Raw genomic sequence first — 14,183 nt, forward strand, 5'->3', positions numbered from 1 at the left:
TTTCGGTTACTGCCTGGGACGGCGCGCCGGGGCGCGCGTCCCGGGGATCACGCCTCGGCAGGCTCCTCCGCCGACGCCTCGGCAGGCTCCTCGGTGGCGTCCGCGGCGTTCTGCGAGCGGCCGGGGTTGGCCTTCGCTTCGGCCTTGCGGGCCTCCTGCGCCTGGCGGGCCTCGGCCATCGCCTCGGTCTTCTTCTTGTGCGGACCGAGAACCATGATCATGTTTCGGCCGTCCTGCTTCGGGTTCGACTCGATGAACCCGAGGTCCTGGACGTCCTCCGCGAGCCGCTGGAGCAGTCGGTAGCCCAGTTCGGGCCGGGACTGCTCGCGACCACGGAACATGATCGTGATCTTGACCTTGTCGCCCTGCTTGAGGAACCGGACGACGTGACCCTTCTTGGTGTCATAGTCGTGCGGGTCGATCTTCGGCCGGAGCTTCATCTCCTTGATGACCGTGTGCGCCTGGTTCTTGCGCGCCTCACGGGCCTTCATGGCCGACTCGTACTTGAACTTCCCGTAGTCCATGAGCTTGCACACGGGCGGACGGGCGTTCGCCGCGACCTCGACCAGGTCCAGGTCGTACTCCTGCGCAAGCTCCAGTGCCTTGGCCAGCGGGACGATGCCCACCTGCTCGCCACTGGGACCGACAAGTCGCACCTCGGGAACGCGAATCCGGTCGTTGATGCGGGGCTCGGCGCTGATGGATCCTCCTCGGTAGCACCACACGACGGTCTGGCGGACCGCCGCGTAACGTCTCTAGTCGTTAGACCTAACCGCGCCGAGACACAAAAAATGCCCCGGACGATCACAGGCGGGGCTCCTCGAACTACCGGAGCACCGCCGCGGTGAACGCGGGGCGCGCTTTCGGGCGGATCCCCTCCACCACGGGAGGGACCGCCTGACCGGTGACCCGCCGCCCGCTGGGCGATCAGGTGGGAGTTCGAAAGCCTCCACTTGTGGGCCGGGCTCGCGGGCCGTGAGGCAGGCGAATCCGACCGGTCGTTACACAAGGTTAGCAGCTCGGTCCCCGAACGGCTAACCGAGACCGACTGGGACCGGGCGCCCGGCTGCCTCTAGGGTGAACCGCATGAGTGAAGAGACGCCCGACTTCAACGCCATGACCCGCGACATCGCCGAGGTCCCCGCGGTCGAGGTGATCGTGACGGTCGCCGTCAACCTGATGAGCGCCGCCGCCGTGAAGCTCGGTCTGACCGAGGAGGGCGCGAAGCACAAGGACCTGGACGAGGCCCGCAAGCTGATCCACGCCCTGGCCGGGCTGCTGGACGGCAGCGCCACCGAGATCAGCTCCTTCCACGCGGCGCCCCTGCGCGACGGTCTGAAGTCGCTCCAGCTCGCGTTCCGCGAGGCGTCACTGGTCCCGGACGAGCCGGGCCAGGGGCCGGGCGAGAAGTACACCGGCCCGGTCTACGGCTGAGCGCGCCCCACAGACTTCACAGGCTTCCGCGTACGTACAAGGGCTCGCCCGGCGGCGTGGTCCCGGCGGGCATGAGTGCCAGGTCGAGACCGCGCACCAGGCGGGCCCGCAGTGTCTCGTCGGCGGCCATCCGCCCGGCGACCGCGCGGGCGGTCCCCGCGGGGTCGGCGGCCGGGTCGAGGACGAGGGCCAGGGTGCCGTCGGCCTGCCCCGGCCCGAGGTGCGCGCGGACGACCGCGGGCTCGGCGGCCACCGCGGCCCGTACGGCGTCCAGGACGGCCGGGTCGGTGAGCGGGTCGGTGCTGGTGCGGCCCTCGGCGAGCGCGAGCAGCGCGCGCCCGGTCAGCTCGTAGGGCACCGGTCCGGCCATGTCGAGGACGATCGTGTCGGCCTTCTCGTGCGCCGCCGCCTGGATGGCCTGGTGCAGGGGTACGGCGACGGGGCGGGCCGCCGGGTCCCAGCGGGCCAGCGCGTCGGTGGAGGTGAAGGCGGGCAGCGCGGTGCGGCCCTGGGCCTTCAGGGTGGGGACGGCCATGTCGCTGGTCTTCTCGCGGCGCAGCCCGTTCTCGTCCTCCTCCACCTCCCCGAGCACGGCCACGACGGGCACGAGCAGCCGGGTGCCCTTGAGGGCCTGGAGGACGGGCCCCTCGGCGGTGCGGTCCGCGGCCCAGGCGGCGAGCGCCGCGCTCAGCGCGGGGTCGGCGGAGCCGTCGTCGTCGGAGTAGCCGGGGTCGGGGATGTTCTTGTTCGCCACGGTCACCGACCCTATCGGGGGGATGCCGGGGCGTTCGTCCGGGCCCGGTAACACGGGCGTCATCCGCTCACGGTTTTCTCAGCCTTACCTGACACAGATCTCACCTGCGTCCAACAGTCCGCACAGCGACCGCCCGCAGCATCGCGGGCATGGCCTCTCCCCGCGCCCTCGTCTGCGCCGCCGTCGCGTCCGTCGTGCTCGTCGGCGGTACGGCGGCGGGGACGTTCTACGTCCAGGCGCGGGCGCACGCCGGGACGGGCGTCGTATCGTCGGCGGCGGCTTCGTCGACTGGGGAGGCGGGTGGGGAGGCGACTGTGGAACAGGTGGAGTCCGTGGAGCCGGTGGTCGACCGGGACGCGCTGCTCGCGCGGGCCATGGCGGAGGTGTCCGTGGCGGACGGCGCCGAGGTCTCCGTGGCGGTGCTGGACGTCGCGACCGGGGAGCGCGCCGGGTACGGCGACGGCGCCTTCGACACCGCGAGCATCGTGAAGGTGGACATCCTCGCGGCGCTGCTGCTCCAGGCGCAGGACGCCGGGCGGCGGCTCACCGCGGCCGAGGAGGCGTACGCCACCGCGATGATCGTCAGCAGTGACAACGACTCCGCGTCGGCGCTGTGGCGTGTGATCGGGCGGGCGGAAGGGCTGGACGCGGCCAACGAGCGGTTCGGGCTGACCGGCACCGCGGGCGGCGAGGGGATGCTGTGGGGGCTGACGCAGACCACGGCCGCCGACCAACTGACGCTGCTCGGGCAGGTGTTCGGGGACGACTCCGAGCTGAGCGCCGCCTCGCGGACGTATCTCCAGGGGCTGATGGGGCGGATCGCCGCCGGGCAGGACTGGGGGGTGTCGGCGGTCACTGACGGCCCCGGGGCCTGGGCCCTGAAGAACGGGTGGCTGCCGCGCACCGCGACCGGGCTGTGGGACGTCAACAGCGTCGGCCGCGTCACCGTCGACGGCCACGACTGCCTGCTGGCGGTGCTGTCCGACGGCAACGCGACGAAGGAGCGGGGGGTGGCCCTGGTGGAGGCGGCGGCGGGGGCGGCGGTGCGGGCGGTGGGCGCGTCCGGGTCCTGAGGCGGGTCAGTCCTCGCCGTACCAGCGGCGGCCCCGCCACAGCACCACCGCGGCGACCAGCAGGACGCCGCCCGCGCTGCCCGCGAGGGGGCCAGCCCAGGCCGCGGAGCCGGATTCGGGTTCGGGGGTGTCGGGGCCGGGGCCGAAGTACTCCTCGCCGTACGCCGCCGAGCGCAGGCCCTCCGGCTTGAGGCGGGCGGCCTCGGTGAGGGCGGCGGCCGGGTCGACGAAGCCGAAGCCCCGGGAGTCGTCGCGGCCCTTGACGGGCGCGTTGCGGGCGGTGTCCTCCAGCAGGCGCTTGATCTGCGCCGGGGTCAGGTCGGGGTGGGCCGACCTGATCAGGGCGGCGGTACCGGAGACGAACGCGGCGGCGGCGCTGGTGCCCCAGCCCTCGTAGTACCGGCCGTCCGGGTCGGCGATGACGACGTCCACGCCGGGGGCGCTGACAGTGGCGTACCAGCGGCGGGTGGAGAACGAGGCGCGGGTGCCGTAGCGGTCGACGGCGGTGACGGCGATGACGCCCGGGTAGGCGGCGGGGTAGGAGATGTGGTCGCCCTTCTCGCCGCCGTTCCCGGCGGAGGCGACGACGACGGCGCCCTTGGCCAGCGCGTACTGGACGGCCTCGTCCTCGGCGGGTTCGGGGTGCGCGGAGGCGGAGTCGTCGCCGAGGGAGAGGTTGATGACGTCGGCGCCGTGGTCGGCGGCCCAGCGGATGCCTTCCGCGAGGGCGTTGCCGCGGGACTTGCGGGCCTTGGCGCGGGCCGGGTCGTCGTCCTCCAGGATGACGCGGACGGGCAGGATCTTCGCCTCGGGGGCGATGCCCATGACCCCGTCGGCGTTGTTCACGCCGTGGCCGTGCGCGGCGATGATCCCGGCCATGGCGGTGCCGTGCTTGGCCCAGGTCGCGTCGCCGCGCCCGGCGCCGAAGCCGACCAGGTCGTGCGTGTCGAGGACGTTGCCGACGAGGTCGGGGTGTTGGTCGTCGACGCCGGTGTCCAGGACGGCGACGGTGATCCCGGCGCCCTTGGTGGTCTGCCACGCCCGCTCGGCGTGCAGGGCGTCCAGGGCCCACTGCCGGGCGCGGATGCCGTCGGCGTGCGCGGCGGTGGGCGGGACGAGGGCGAGACAGGCGGCGAGCAGGCAGCCGAGGAGGCCGCCGCGGCGGGCGAGGCCGGTCATGACGGCTGCTCCGTGGGCGAGGTGGCGTTCTTGCGGAGCCCGCGCTCGACGCGGTCCGCGAGGCCCTGCGCCTCGTGGCCGAGGCCCGCCTGGGCGGCGGCGCTGGTGGCGCCGGACGCCTTGGCCTCGGCGGCGGGTTCGGGCTCGTCGACGGTGCGGGCGTCGGCCCAGCCGGAGACGGCGTACACGACGACGGGGGCGTCCGTGAGCACGGAGATGGCCCAGGTGGCGCGCTGCTCGGGGCCGAACCGGGCGGCGGCGGTGCCCTCGGCGGCGTACGGGCGGGGCACGAGGTCGCCGCGCTCGTCGAGGCCCTCGCGTTCGAACTGCTCGTCCAGGGAGCGCATGGCCTCGACGTCGGCGCCGGTGAAGAGCAGGCCGACGGTGGTGACGTGGCTCTGGGTGGCGTCGGTGTAGGTGGCGCGCAGCAGCCGTGCGCAGCCGACCGGGGCGAGGACCTTGCGCAGCAGCGGGTCGAAGGCGCCCGCGCAGTCGCTGTCCGGGGCGACGGCGATCCGGGTCCAGGTGCGGTCGGAGCCGCCGGGCCCGGCGCCCTTGCCCTGCACGGTGGGCGGGAAGAGCCGGTCGACCGGGATGCTGTGCCACAGCTCCCCGGCGGTGGCGAAGGAGCCGCGCTCGCCGTCCGGCCCGGAGTCGCCGGTGAGCCAACTGCCGGTCACGGCGCCGCCGATGAGGCCGAGGCCGAGGACGACGCATCCGGCCGCGGCGAGGGTACGGCCCCGCAGCCGGGCCCTCAGCGACCGGGGGCGCCCCTGGTCGTCGTAGGTCTCGGGCTGGCCGAGGGTGACGACGGGGCGGGCGGTGGGGGTCGGGGGCGTCGCGGGGGGCGGGGTCATGACACCCCAGGAGCGCGCCGGGTCCGGGGGCTGGAGGGGGCGGAGCCGGGTGGTCGTCTCCGAGGGGGCCTCGGGGGGTGCGCCGCTGCCGCCGCGGGGTGGCGCGGCGTCGGGGAAGCGGGCCGAGGCGGGCGGCGGGGGCGGGGTCGGCACCGGGGAGCGGCCCCCGGGGGCCGGGGCGGTGCCGTCTGGCGGCGTCGGCGGCTCCTCCGGGCGCGGTGGGGTGCCGGGCGGCGGTGAGGTGTCCCGTTGTGCCGGGGTCCGCGGGGGTGTGGTGGGGCGTGGTGGGACGGGAGCGCGCTGGGCTTCTGTGCTCATGCACCCCCCGTTTCCCTCTGCCCGGACCGCTTCCTTGTGCGTGGGCCGTCGTTCTCAGGTCGTACGCCCCGGAGCCGGTGTGGATGTACGGATGTCCCACCGGAGTCTTCCCCGTGTCCGCACGTCACTCTACGGGTTGCCGCGCCGCGAACGGGAACCAGTCCGCGACGCCGGGGCATCTGCCCGGAACATCCCCCTACCTTGCGGTAACCCGGTCTGGCAGGCTTCGTTCATGACTGCGCGCGCCACTGACCGGGCCCGTTACGACCGGGCCACCGCCGACCTCGACGCCCCCCTCGCGATCGTCGACCTGGCCGCCTTCGACGCCAACGCGGACGATCTGGTCCGCCGGGCCGGGGGCAAGCCGGTCCGGGTCGCCAGCAAGTCCGTGCGCTGCCGGGCGCTGCTGGAGCGCGTGCTCGCGCGGGACGGCTTCGCGGGCGTGATGTCCTTCACGCTGGCCGAGTCCCTGTGGCTGGCCCGCTCCGGCTTCGCGGACGTGCTGCTCGCCTACCCGTCCGCGGACCGCGCCGGGTACGCCGAGCTGACCGCCGACCCCAAGCTGGCCGCCTCGGTCACGGTGATGATCGACGACCCGGCCCAGTTGCGGCTGATCGACGAGGCGCGCGACGGCGGGCGTGAAGTGGTGCGGGTGTGCCTGGAGTTGGACACCTCGCTGCGGCTGCTGGGCGGCCGGGTGCGGATCGGTGCCCGCCGCTCCCCGCTGCACTCCCCCGCCGCGGTGGCGGACCTGGCGCGGGTGGTGGCCCGGCGGCCGGGCTTCGAGGTCGTGGGGATCATGGCGTACGAGGGTCACGTCGCCGGCGTCGGTGACTCCGTCGCCGGGCGGCCGGTGCGGTCGCGGGCGGTGCGGCTGATGCAGGCGGCGGCGCGCCGGGAGCTGGCGGAGCGGCGGGCGGCGGTGGTGCGGGCGGTACGGGAGGTGGCGCCGGGGCTTGAGTTCGTCAACGGCGGCGGGACGGGCAGCGTGCAGCACACGGCCGCGGAGGACGCGGTCACCGAGGTCGCGGCCGGGTCGGGGCTGTACGTGCCGCGGCTGTTCGACAACTACACGTCGTTCACGGGGCGTCCGGCCGCGCTGTTCGCCGCGCCGGTGGTGCGGCGGCCCGGGGTGGGCGTGGTGACGGTGCTCGGCGGCGGCTACCCCGCGTCGGGGGCGCCGGGCCGGGACCGGCTGCCGGAGCCGTACCTGCCGGAGGGGCTGCGCTACGACCCCCAGGAGGGCGCCGGTGAGGTGCAGACGCCGCTGCTGGGGGCGCCCGCCGACGACCTGCTCATCGGGGACAAGGTGTGGTTCCGGCACGCCAAGGCCGGTGAGCTGTGCGAGCGGTTCGACGTGTTGCACCTGGTGGAGGGCGACGCGGTGACGGCGACCGTGCCGACGTACCGGGGCGAGGGGCACACCTTCCTGTAGGCCGGTGCCGTACGTCAGTCCGTCGGGCCGATGCTGCTGCCGACCCCGCCGCCCGTGTCCGCGTCGCCGATGGGTCGGATGCCCTCGGTGATGCGGTCCATGTCGGTGAGGGGCGGGCCGTCCTCGCCCGCGTCGAAGACGTAGCGGACGATGACGGGCGCCTCGACGCCGACGGTGGAGTGGAAGGCGAGGGACTGGACGTAACCGCCGGGTCCCTTGGCGGTCTTGACCTTCCAGCGCACCAGGTACCCGGCGCGGCCCGCGACCGCGACCGGCTCCGACTTGACGACCTCGTGGGACTCCATGCCGCCGTAGGGACGGCGGTCGAGGCTGTCGCGGTCGAAGGCCTCCTCGGCGGCGTCCTTGATGTCGGCCTTGGCGAGCGCCTCCGGGGAGGTGCCGTCCTCCAGGGGCGCGGTGTGCGAGATGACCATGCCGTGGCGGCACAGGCTGCCCTCGCCGGGGCAGTCGTAGGTGCCGTCCGTGGTCATCAGCACGTCCTCGTCGCTGACGTACTTGGGGCGGACCCAGCCGCTGAGGAGGGGGAGGGTGATGCCGTTCAGCTCGTCGACCACCACCGAGGGGTCGTCGGCGGAGGGTTCGGAGGTGGTGGGCGCGGGGGACGGCGGCGGCTCGCTGGTCTCCGGGGCGGGGGCGGAGACGCTGGGGCCGGGGCGGGCGCCGGTGGGGTCGTCGTCCTTGCCGAGGAGGACCACGCCGGTGACGATCGCGGCGACGACGACGGCCGCGGCGGTGGTGAGGGCGACGGCCTTCACGCCGGTCGACCCGCCGCCACCGGGGGCGGGGGCGGGCGGGGTGACCGGCTGTCCGGGGGTGCGCCGGTGCTCGGTCCAGGCCGCGCCGTCCCACCAGCGCTCCAGGTGCGGGGCGCGCGGGTCGGGGTACCAGCCGGGCGGGGGTGTCATGCTCACCCGGGCCACTGTAGGACGTGGCCCGGGGCGCACGGGCGGCGCCTACAGGGGTGTGACGTACGCCCCCGAGATGCCGCCGTCGACGAGGAAGTCGGTGGCGTTGACGAAGGAGGAGTCGTCGCTGGCCAGGAAGGCGACGGCGGCGGCGATCTCGTCGGCCTCGGCGAACCGGCCCAGCGGGATGTGCACCAGGCGGCGCGCGGCCCGCTCCGGGTCCTTGGCGAACAGCTCCTGCAGCAGCGGGGTGTTGACCGGTCCGGGGCAGAGCGCGTTGACCCGGATGCCCTCCCGCGCGAACTGCACGCCCAGTTCGCGGGACATGGCGAGGACGCCGCCCTTGGACGCGGTGTACGAGATCTGCGAGGTGGCCGCGCCCATCCGGGCCACGAACGACGCCGTGTTGATGATGGAGCCCCTGCCCTGGCGCCGCATGTAGGGGATCGCGGCCTTGCAGCACAGGTAGACGGAGGTCAGGTTGACCTCCTGCACCCGCTTCCAGGCGTCCAGGCCGGTCTCCAGGATGGAGTCGTCGTCGGGCGGGGAGATGCCCGCGTTGTTGAAGGCGACGTCGACGCTGCCGTAGGTGTCGTACGCCGCCTGGAACAGGGCCTCGACCTGCTCGGGGTCGGTGACGTCGACCTGGACGAACAGTCCGCCGACCGCCTCCGCGGCGGCCTTGCCGCGGGTCTCGTCGACGTCGCCGCAGACCACGTGGGCGCCCTCGGCGGCGAGTCGGCGGGCGGTGGCCAGGCCGATGCCGCTGCCCGCGCCGGTGACGACGGCGGTACGGCCGACCAGTCGGCGGCAGATGGTCTCTTCGGTCTCGGAACCGGTCGCGGTACCGGTCTCGGTCTCGGTCACTGTGCGGGGCCCTCCGTGCTGGTGTCGCTGATGAAGACGTTCTTGGTCTCGGTGAAGGCGGCCAGCGCGTCCGGGCCCAGTTCGCGGCCGATGCCGGACTGCTTGAAGCCGCCGAACGGGGTCCAGTAGCGCACGCTGGAGTGGGAGTTGACGGACAGGTTGCCCGCGCGGACGGCCCCGGAGACGCGCAGGGCGCGGCCCACGTCGCGGGTCCAGAGGGAACCGGAGAGCCCGTAGGGGGTGTCGTTGGCGAGGCGGATCGCGTCGGCCTCGTCGTCGAAGGGGAGGACGACGGCGACGGGGCCGAAGACCTCCTCGACGGCCACGCGCGCGTGCGGGTCGACGTCGGTGAGGACGGTGGGCGGGAACCAGTAGCCGGGGCCCTCGGGGGCCTTGCCGCGGATGCCGGTCGCGTCGGGGTCGACGTAGGAGCGGACGCGGTGCAGTTGGGTGCGGGAGATCAGCGGGCCCATGTCGGTGCTCTCGTCGGCCGGGTCACCGACGCGGACGGCCTCGATCGCCGGGGCGAGCAGTTCCAGGAAGCGGTCGTACACCGTGCGCTGGACGAGGATGCGGGTGCGGGCGCAGCAGTCCTGGCCGGAGTTGTCGAGGAAGGCCATGGGGGCGGTGGCCGCGGCGGTGTCGAGGTCGGCGTCGGCGAAGACGATGTTGGGGCTCTTCCCGCCGAGTTCCAGGGTGACGCGCTTGAGCTGCGCCGACGCCTTCGCCAACACCTGTTTGCCCACGACCGTTGACCCGGTGAAGACGATCTTCGCCACGCCGGGGTGCTCGACGAGGGCGTCGCCCGCGACCGGGCCGTGTCCGGGCAGCACCTGGAACAGGTCCTCGGGGAGCCCCGCCGCCAGGGCCAGTTCCGCCAGCCGCAGCGCCGTCAGCGGGGTCGTCTCGGCGGGCTTGAGGAGGACGGCGTTGCCCGCGGCGAGCGCGGGGGCCGTGCCCCAGGCGGCGATGGGCAGGGGGAAGTTCCAGGGCGCGATGACGCCGACCACGCCGAGCGGTTCGAGGAGGGTGACGTCGAGGCCGCCGGGGACCGGGATCTGGCGGCCGGTCAGCCGCTCCACGCCGCCCGCCGCGTAGTCGAGCAGGTCGCGCACGTTGCCCGCCTCCCAGCGGGCGTTGCCGATGGTGTGCCCGGCCTCGCGGACCTCCAACCGGGCGAGTTCCTCCAGGTGTTCGTCGACGGTGACGGCGAACCGGCGCAGCAGCCGGGCCCGGTCGCCCGGCGCCAGCGCCGCCCACCGGGTCTGGGCGCGGGCGGCCCGGACGACCGCGGCGTCCACGTCGGCGGCGGTGGCGGCGGGGACGGTGGCGACGGTCTCCTCGGTGGCGGGGTTCAGTATGTGGAGCTGGTGGGGCTGGTCGGACTGGTGCGGTGCCTGGAACTGGTCGGGCCGGTGGGGCTGGTGGGGCTGGTGGGACAAGGGGGGCCTCACATGCGTTCGAAGGAGCGGCGCAGCTCCCAGTCGGTGACCGCGGCGTCGAAGGCGTCCACCTCGACGCGGGCCATGTTGCGGTAGTGCGCGACGACCTCGTCGCCGAAGGCCGCCTTGGCGATCGGGCTGTTCTCCCACAGCTCGGCCGCCTCCCGCAGGGTGCCGGGCACGTGCTCGTACCCGGCGGTGTAGGCGTTCCCCGGGCACGGCTCGGGCAGCTCAAGGCGCTGTTCGACGCCGTACAGGCCCGCCGCGACCATCCCGGCGACCGCGAGGTGCGGGTTGACGTCGCCGCCGGGCAGCCGGTTCTCGAAGCGCAGGGAGCGGCCGTGGCCGACGACCCGCAGCGCGCAGGTGCGGTTGTCGCGGCCCCAGGCGACGGCGGTCGGCGCGAAGGAGCCGACCTGGAACCGCTTGTAGGAGTTGATGTTGGGGGCGTACAGCAGGGCGAAGTCGCGCAGCGCGGCGAGCTGCCCGGCGAGGAAGTGCCGCATGAGGTCGGACATGCCGCCGGGTCCGTCGCCCGCCATGGCGTTGGTGCCGTCCTCGTCCGCGAGGGAGAGGTGGATGTGGCAGGAGTTGCCCTCGCGTTCGTCGTACTTCGCCATGAACGTCAGCGAGCAGCCCTCCTGCGCGGCGATCTCCTTGGCGCCGGTCTTGTAGACGGCGTGCTGGTCGCAGGTGACCAGGGCCTCGTCGTAGCGGAAGGCGATCTCGTGCTGGCCGGGGTTGCACTCGCCCTTGGCGGACTCGACGGTCATCCCGGCGCCCGCCATCTCGTTGCGGATGCGGCGCAGCAGGGGCTCGACGCGGCCGGTGCCGAGGACGGAGTAGTCGACGTTGTACTGGTTGGCCGGGGTGAGGCCGCGGTAGTGCGCGTCCCACGCCCGCTCGTAGCTGTCCTTGAAGACGATGAACTCCAGCTCGGTGCCGACCCGCGCGGTCAGCCCGTGCTCCGCGAGCCGCTCCAGTTGGCGGCGCAGTATCTGGCGGGGCGCGGCGACGACGGGGCTGCCGTCGTCCCAGGCGAGGTCGGCGGTGACCATGGCGGTGCCGGGGTGCCAGGGCACCCGGCGCAGGGTGCTCAGGTCGGGGTGCATGGCGAAGTCGCCGTAGCCGCGTTCCCAGGAGGACATGGCGTAGCCGTCGACGGTGTTCATCTCGGTGTCGACGGCGAGGAGGTAGTTGCAGCCCTCGGTGCCGTGCTGGAGGACCTCGTCGAGGAAGAAGCGGGCGGCGAACCGCTTGCCCTGGAGCCGTCCCTGCATGTCCGGGAAGGCCAGGACGACGGTGTCGATCTCACCGCCCGCGACGAGGGCGTGCAGCTCCTCGACGCCGAGCGGGGGTGTGCGGTCTGCCACGGGTGGGCCTCCTGGGGGCTGGTGCGCTCTTCGTAGGCGGGCCGGGAGCCATAGGCTGCGGCATAAGGTATGGCGGCCGACCAATGCTTGGGAAGGGGGCACGGCGACATGGCGGAGGCTGGCGTCCCGGTGGCGGACCGGCTCACTCCGGTGCTGCGTCCGGTGCGGGCGGGCAACGGGTTCGAGGAGGCGCTGGAGCAGATCCTCCAGGTGGTGCGCCTTGGGCTGGTGGCGGCGGGTGAGCGGCTGCCCCCGGAGCGGGACCTCGCGGACCGGCTGGGGATCAGCCGGGTGACCCTGCGCGAGGTGCTGAAGGTGCTCCAGGACCAGGGGCTCGTGGAGGCGCGGCGGGGGCGCTACGGCGGCACGTTCGTGCTCCCGCGCGCGGCGGGCGGCGGCGAGGGCGAGCTGCGGCGCCGGACCGCGGGGGTGGACATCGAGGACGTGCTGCGGTTCCGCGAGGTGCTGGAGGTGGGCGCGGCGGGGCTGTGCGCGGCGCACGGGCTGACGGGGGCGGGGGCGGCGCGGCTGGGCGACGCCCTGAGGGCCACGCAGGACGCGCCGCTCGCCGAGTACCGGCGGCTGGACACCCTGCTGCACCTCACGCTCGCCGAGCTGTGCGGCTCACCGACGCTGACCGCGCAGTACGCCGCGGTCCGGGCCACGGTGAACGACCTGCTGGACTGCATCCCGCTGCTGGTGCGCAACCTGGAGCACTCGCAGCGCCAGCACGAGGCGCTGGTGGGGGCGGTGCTGGAGGGGGACGCGGACGGCGCGCGGGAGATCGCGCGCGAGCACTGCGCGGGCACGGCGGCGCTCCTGCGGGGCTTCCTCACCTGAACCGCCGTTCACACGACCCGGGCCGGTACCCGAACCGCCGTTCACACGACCCGGGCCGGTACCCGAACCGCCGTCCACGCGCGACCCGGGCCGGTACCCGAACCGCCGTTCAGGCGCGCCCCGGGCCGGTGAACTTTACGGCGACTTAACGCACGGGTCTTGCCTTCCCGCCGTCGGGGCCACAAAGGTATGCGTCCATTCCATTGCGTCGCGCCCCGGGAGTCGCCGTATGACCGTGGAACCCACGTCACCACAGGCCGCCGCCGACCCGGCGGACGACTACCTCCGGCGCCGGGCCCTGCGCCGGGGCAGCGCGGGCTGGCTGCTGCTGACCGGCCTCGGCGTCGCCTACGTCGTCTCCGGCGACTACTCGGGCTGGAACTTCGGCCTCGCCGAGGGCGGTTTCGGCGGGCTGGCCATCGCCATGGTGCTGATGGGCGCGATGTACACCTGCATGGTGTTCGCGCTGGCCGAGCTGTCGTCGATCCTGCCCACCGCGGGCGGCGGCTACGGCTTCGCCCGCCGCGCGCTCGGCCCGTGGGGCGGCTTCCTGACGGGTACGGCGATCCTCATCGAGTACGTCCTCGCGCCCGCCGCGATCGTCATCTTCATCGGGGACTACGTCGAGTCGCTCGGCCTGTTCGGCCTGGAGTCGGGCTGGCCGGTCTACCTCGCCTGCTTCGTGATCTTCCTCGGCATCCACCTGTGGGGCGTGGGCGAGGCGCTGCGGTTCAGCTTCGTGGTGACGGGGATCGCGGTGGCGGCGCTGGTGGTGTTCGCGCTGGCCGCGCTCCCCCACTTCGACGCCGCGACCCTGGACGACATCCCGGTGGACACCTCGGCCGCCGGGTCGAACTCGTGGCTGCCGATGGGGCTGCTCGGCATCTGGGCGGCGTTCCCGTTCGGCATGTGGTTCTTCCTCGGCGTGGAGGGCGTGCCGCTGGCCGCCGAGGAGACCAGGGAGCCGTCCCGGACGCTGCCGAAGGCGATCGTCTGGTCCATGGGCATCCTGGTGGTGCTGGCCGTGGTCACCTTCGTCACGGCGGCCGGGGCGCGCGGTTCGGCCGCGGTGCAGGAGGCGGGCAACCCGCTGGTGGAGGCGCTCCAGCCGGACGGCGAGGCGACGGCGTGGAGCCGGATCGTCAACTACGCCGGGCTCGCGGGCCTGGTGGCGTCCTTCTTCTCCCTCATCTACGCGGGCTCGCGCCAGCTCTTCGCGCTGTCCCGCGCGGGCTACCTGCCGAGGTTCCTGTCCCTGACCAGCGGCCGCAGGGCGCCGTACCTGGGGCTGCTGGTGCCCGGCGCGATCGGGTTCGGTCTTGCGGCGGGCACCGGTGACGGGGCGCGGATGCTGAACGTCGCCGTGTTCGGCGCGACGATCTCGTACGCGCTGATGTCGCTGTCCCACATCGTGCTGCGCCGCCGGGAGCCGGACCTCGCGCGGCCCTACCGCACGCCGGGCGGGGTGGTGACGTCGTCGGTGGCGCTGGTGCTGGCCTGCGCGGCGCTGGTGGCGACGTTCCTGGTCGACGTGACGGCGGCGTTCATCGCGCTGGCGGTGTACGTCGTGGCGCTGGCGTACTTCGGGCTGTACAGCCGCAGGCATCTGGTGGCGAAGGCTCCGGAGGAGGAGTTCGCCGCGCTGGCGGCGGCGGAGGCGGAGCTGGCACGGGACTGACGGGAAC

The 14,183-nt window shown here is 73.9% G+C and carries 13 protein-coding genes; 5 read left to right on the top strand and 8 right to left on the bottom strand.

All coding sequences use genetic code 11. The annotated features are described in order from the left end of the window. Positions 1-47: 47 nt before the first annotated feature. Entirely contained in the window at positions 48-725 is a 678-nt protein-coding gene (gene infC, locus ACFQZ6_RS06280; protein WP_381605444.1) for a translation initiation factor IF-3, read from the bottom strand. A 361-nt stretch (positions 726-1,086) separates the two neighbouring features. Between infC and ACFQZ6_RS06285 the strand changes: the two genes are divergently transcribed. Next, positions 1,087-1,434, top strand: coding sequence for a DUF1844 domain-containing protein (locus ACFQZ6_RS06285; protein ID WP_210922299.1), 348 nt, complete (start codon positions 1,087-1,089; stop codon positions 1,432-1,434). Positions 1,435-1,450: 16 nt separating this feature from the next. On the opposite strand, the gene ACFQZ6_RS06290 is transcribed toward ACFQZ6_RS06285, so the two are convergent. Continuing rightward, positions 1,451-2,188: an SseB family protein gene (locus ACFQZ6_RS06290; protein WP_381618103.1), complete on the bottom strand. Its 738-nt coding sequence runs from the start codon at positions 2,186-2,188 to the stop codon at positions 1,451-1,453. 149 nt (positions 2,189-2,337) lie between these two features. On the opposite strand from ACFQZ6_RS06290, the gene ACFQZ6_RS06295 reads away from it, so the two are divergent. Further along, positions 2,338-3,261 carry a serine hydrolase gene (locus ACFQZ6_RS06295; RefSeq protein WP_381605447.1) on the top strand — a complete coding sequence of 308 codons (924 nt, stop codon included), beginning with the start codon at positions 2,338-2,340 and terminating at the stop codon, positions 3,259-3,261. A gap of 6 nt (positions 3,262-3,267) precedes the next feature. On the opposite strand, the gene mycP is transcribed toward ACFQZ6_RS06295, so the two are convergent. Together mycP and ACFQZ6_RS06305 are read right to left on the bottom strand one after the other, a co-directional pair. Beyond that, positions 3,268-4,440 carry a type VII secretion-associated serine protease mycosin gene (gene mycP / locus ACFQZ6_RS06300; protein WP_381605449.1) on the bottom strand — a complete coding sequence of 391 codons (1,173 nt, stop codon included), beginning with the start codon at positions 4,438-4,440 and terminating at the stop codon, positions 3,268-3,270. Beyond that, a complete protein-coding gene (locus ACFQZ6_RS06305) occupies positions 4,437-5,615 on the bottom strand; it encodes a hypothetical protein (RefSeq protein WP_381605451.1) in 1,179 nt (392 codons plus the stop codon). The genes mycP and ACFQZ6_RS06305 overlap by 4 nt, the downstream gene beginning before the upstream one ends. Before the next feature lie 232 nt (positions 5,616-5,847). Between ACFQZ6_RS06305 and ACFQZ6_RS06310 the strand changes: the two genes are divergently transcribed. Continuing rightward, the gene (locus ACFQZ6_RS06310; RefSeq protein ID WP_381605453.1) at positions 5,848-7,050 is read left to right on the top strand and encodes an amino acid deaminase/aldolase; all 1,203 of its coding nucleotides are present in this window, start codon (positions 5,848-5,850) and stop codon (positions 7,048-7,050) included. Between the two features lie 14 nt (positions 7,051-7,064). Here the strand turns inward: ACFQZ6_RS06310 and ACFQZ6_RS06315 are convergent, their stop codons facing one another. The 4 genes from ACFQZ6_RS06315 to ACFQZ6_RS06330 are packed head-to-tail and all read right to left on the bottom strand — an operon-like array spanning position 7,065 to position 11,658. Next, positions 7,065-7,976, bottom strand: coding sequence for a DUF2510 domain-containing protein (locus tag ACFQZ6_RS06315; protein ID WP_381618106.1), 912 nt, complete (start codon positions 7,974-7,976; stop codon positions 7,065-7,067). Positions 7,977-8,024: 48 nt separating this feature from the next. Beyond that, positions 8,025-8,843 (bottom strand): 3-oxoacyl-ACP reductase, encoded by an 819-nt coding sequence (locus ACFQZ6_RS06320; RefSeq protein ID WP_381605455.1) that lies wholly within the window; start codon positions 8,841-8,843, stop codon positions 8,025-8,027. Next, positions 8,840-10,285, bottom strand: coding sequence for an aldehyde dehydrogenase family protein (locus tag ACFQZ6_RS06325; RefSeq protein ID WP_381605457.1), 1,446 nt, complete (start codon positions 10,283-10,285; stop codon positions 8,840-8,842). Before ACFQZ6_RS06325 ends, ACFQZ6_RS06320 begins: the two co-directional genes overlap by 4 nt. Before the next feature lie 8 nt (positions 10,286-10,293). After that, positions 10,294-11,658 carry a glutamine synthetase family protein gene (locus ACFQZ6_RS06330; RefSeq protein ID WP_381605459.1) on the bottom strand — a complete coding sequence of 455 codons (1,365 nt, stop codon included), beginning with the start codon at positions 11,656-11,658 and terminating at the stop codon, positions 10,294-10,296. A gap of 108 nt (positions 11,659-11,766) precedes the next feature. On the opposite strand from ACFQZ6_RS06330, the gene ACFQZ6_RS06335 reads away from it, so the two are divergent. Both ACFQZ6_RS06335 and eat read left to right on the top strand, forming a co-directional pair. After that, positions 11,767-12,498 (top strand): FadR/GntR family transcriptional regulator, encoded by a 732-nt coding sequence (locus tag ACFQZ6_RS06335; RefSeq protein ID WP_381605461.1) that lies wholly within the window; start codon positions 11,767-11,769, stop codon positions 12,496-12,498. Positions 12,499-12,727: 229 nt separating this feature from the next. After that, positions 12,728-14,176, top strand: coding sequence for an ethanolamine permease (gene eat / locus ACFQZ6_RS06340; RefSeq protein ID WP_381605463.1), 1,449 nt, complete (start codon positions 12,728-12,730; stop codon positions 14,174-14,176). Positions 14,177-14,183: the final 7 nt, after the last annotated feature.

This window comes from Streptomyces flavalbus, from assembly GCF_042674625.1.
GTDB lineage: Bacteria > Actinomycetota > Actinomycetes > Streptomycetales > Streptomycetaceae > Streptomyces > Streptomyces flavalbus.

What these genes read in the sequence shown, in the direction of transcription:
- ACFQZ6_RS06295 (WP_381605447.1), top strand. Translation starts at nt 2,338, where the DNA reads ATGGCCTCTCCCCGCGCCCTCGTCTGCGCCGCCGTCGCGTCCGTCGTG.
- eat (WP_381605463.1), top strand. Translation starts at nt 12,728, where the DNA reads ATGACCGTGGAACCCACGTCACCACAGGCCGCCGCCGACCCGGCGGAC.
- ACFQZ6_RS06305 (WP_381605451.1), bottom strand. Translation starts at nt 5,615, where the DNA reads ATGAGCACAGAAGCCCAGCGCGCTCCCGTCCCACCACGCCCCACCACA.
- mycP (WP_381605449.1), bottom strand. Translation starts at nt 4,440, where the DNA reads ATGACCGGCCTCGCCCGCCGCGGCGGCCTCCTCGGCTGCCTGCTCGCC.
- ACFQZ6_RS06285 (WP_210922299.1), top strand. Translation starts at nt 1,087, where the DNA reads ATGAGTGAAGAGACGCCCGACTTCAACGCCATGACCCGCGACATCGCC.
- ACFQZ6_RS06335 (WP_381605461.1), top strand. Translation starts at nt 11,767, where the DNA reads ATGGCGGAGGCTGGCGTCCCGGTGGCGGACCGGCTCACTCCGGTGCTG.
- ACFQZ6_RS06315 (WP_381618106.1), bottom strand. Translation starts at nt 7,976, where the DNA reads ATGACACCCCCGCCCGGCTGGTACCCCGACCCGCGCGCCCCGCACCTG.
- ACFQZ6_RS06310 (WP_381605453.1), top strand. Translation starts at nt 5,848, where the DNA reads ATGACTGCGCGCGCCACTGACCGGGCCCGTTACGACCGGGCCACCGCC.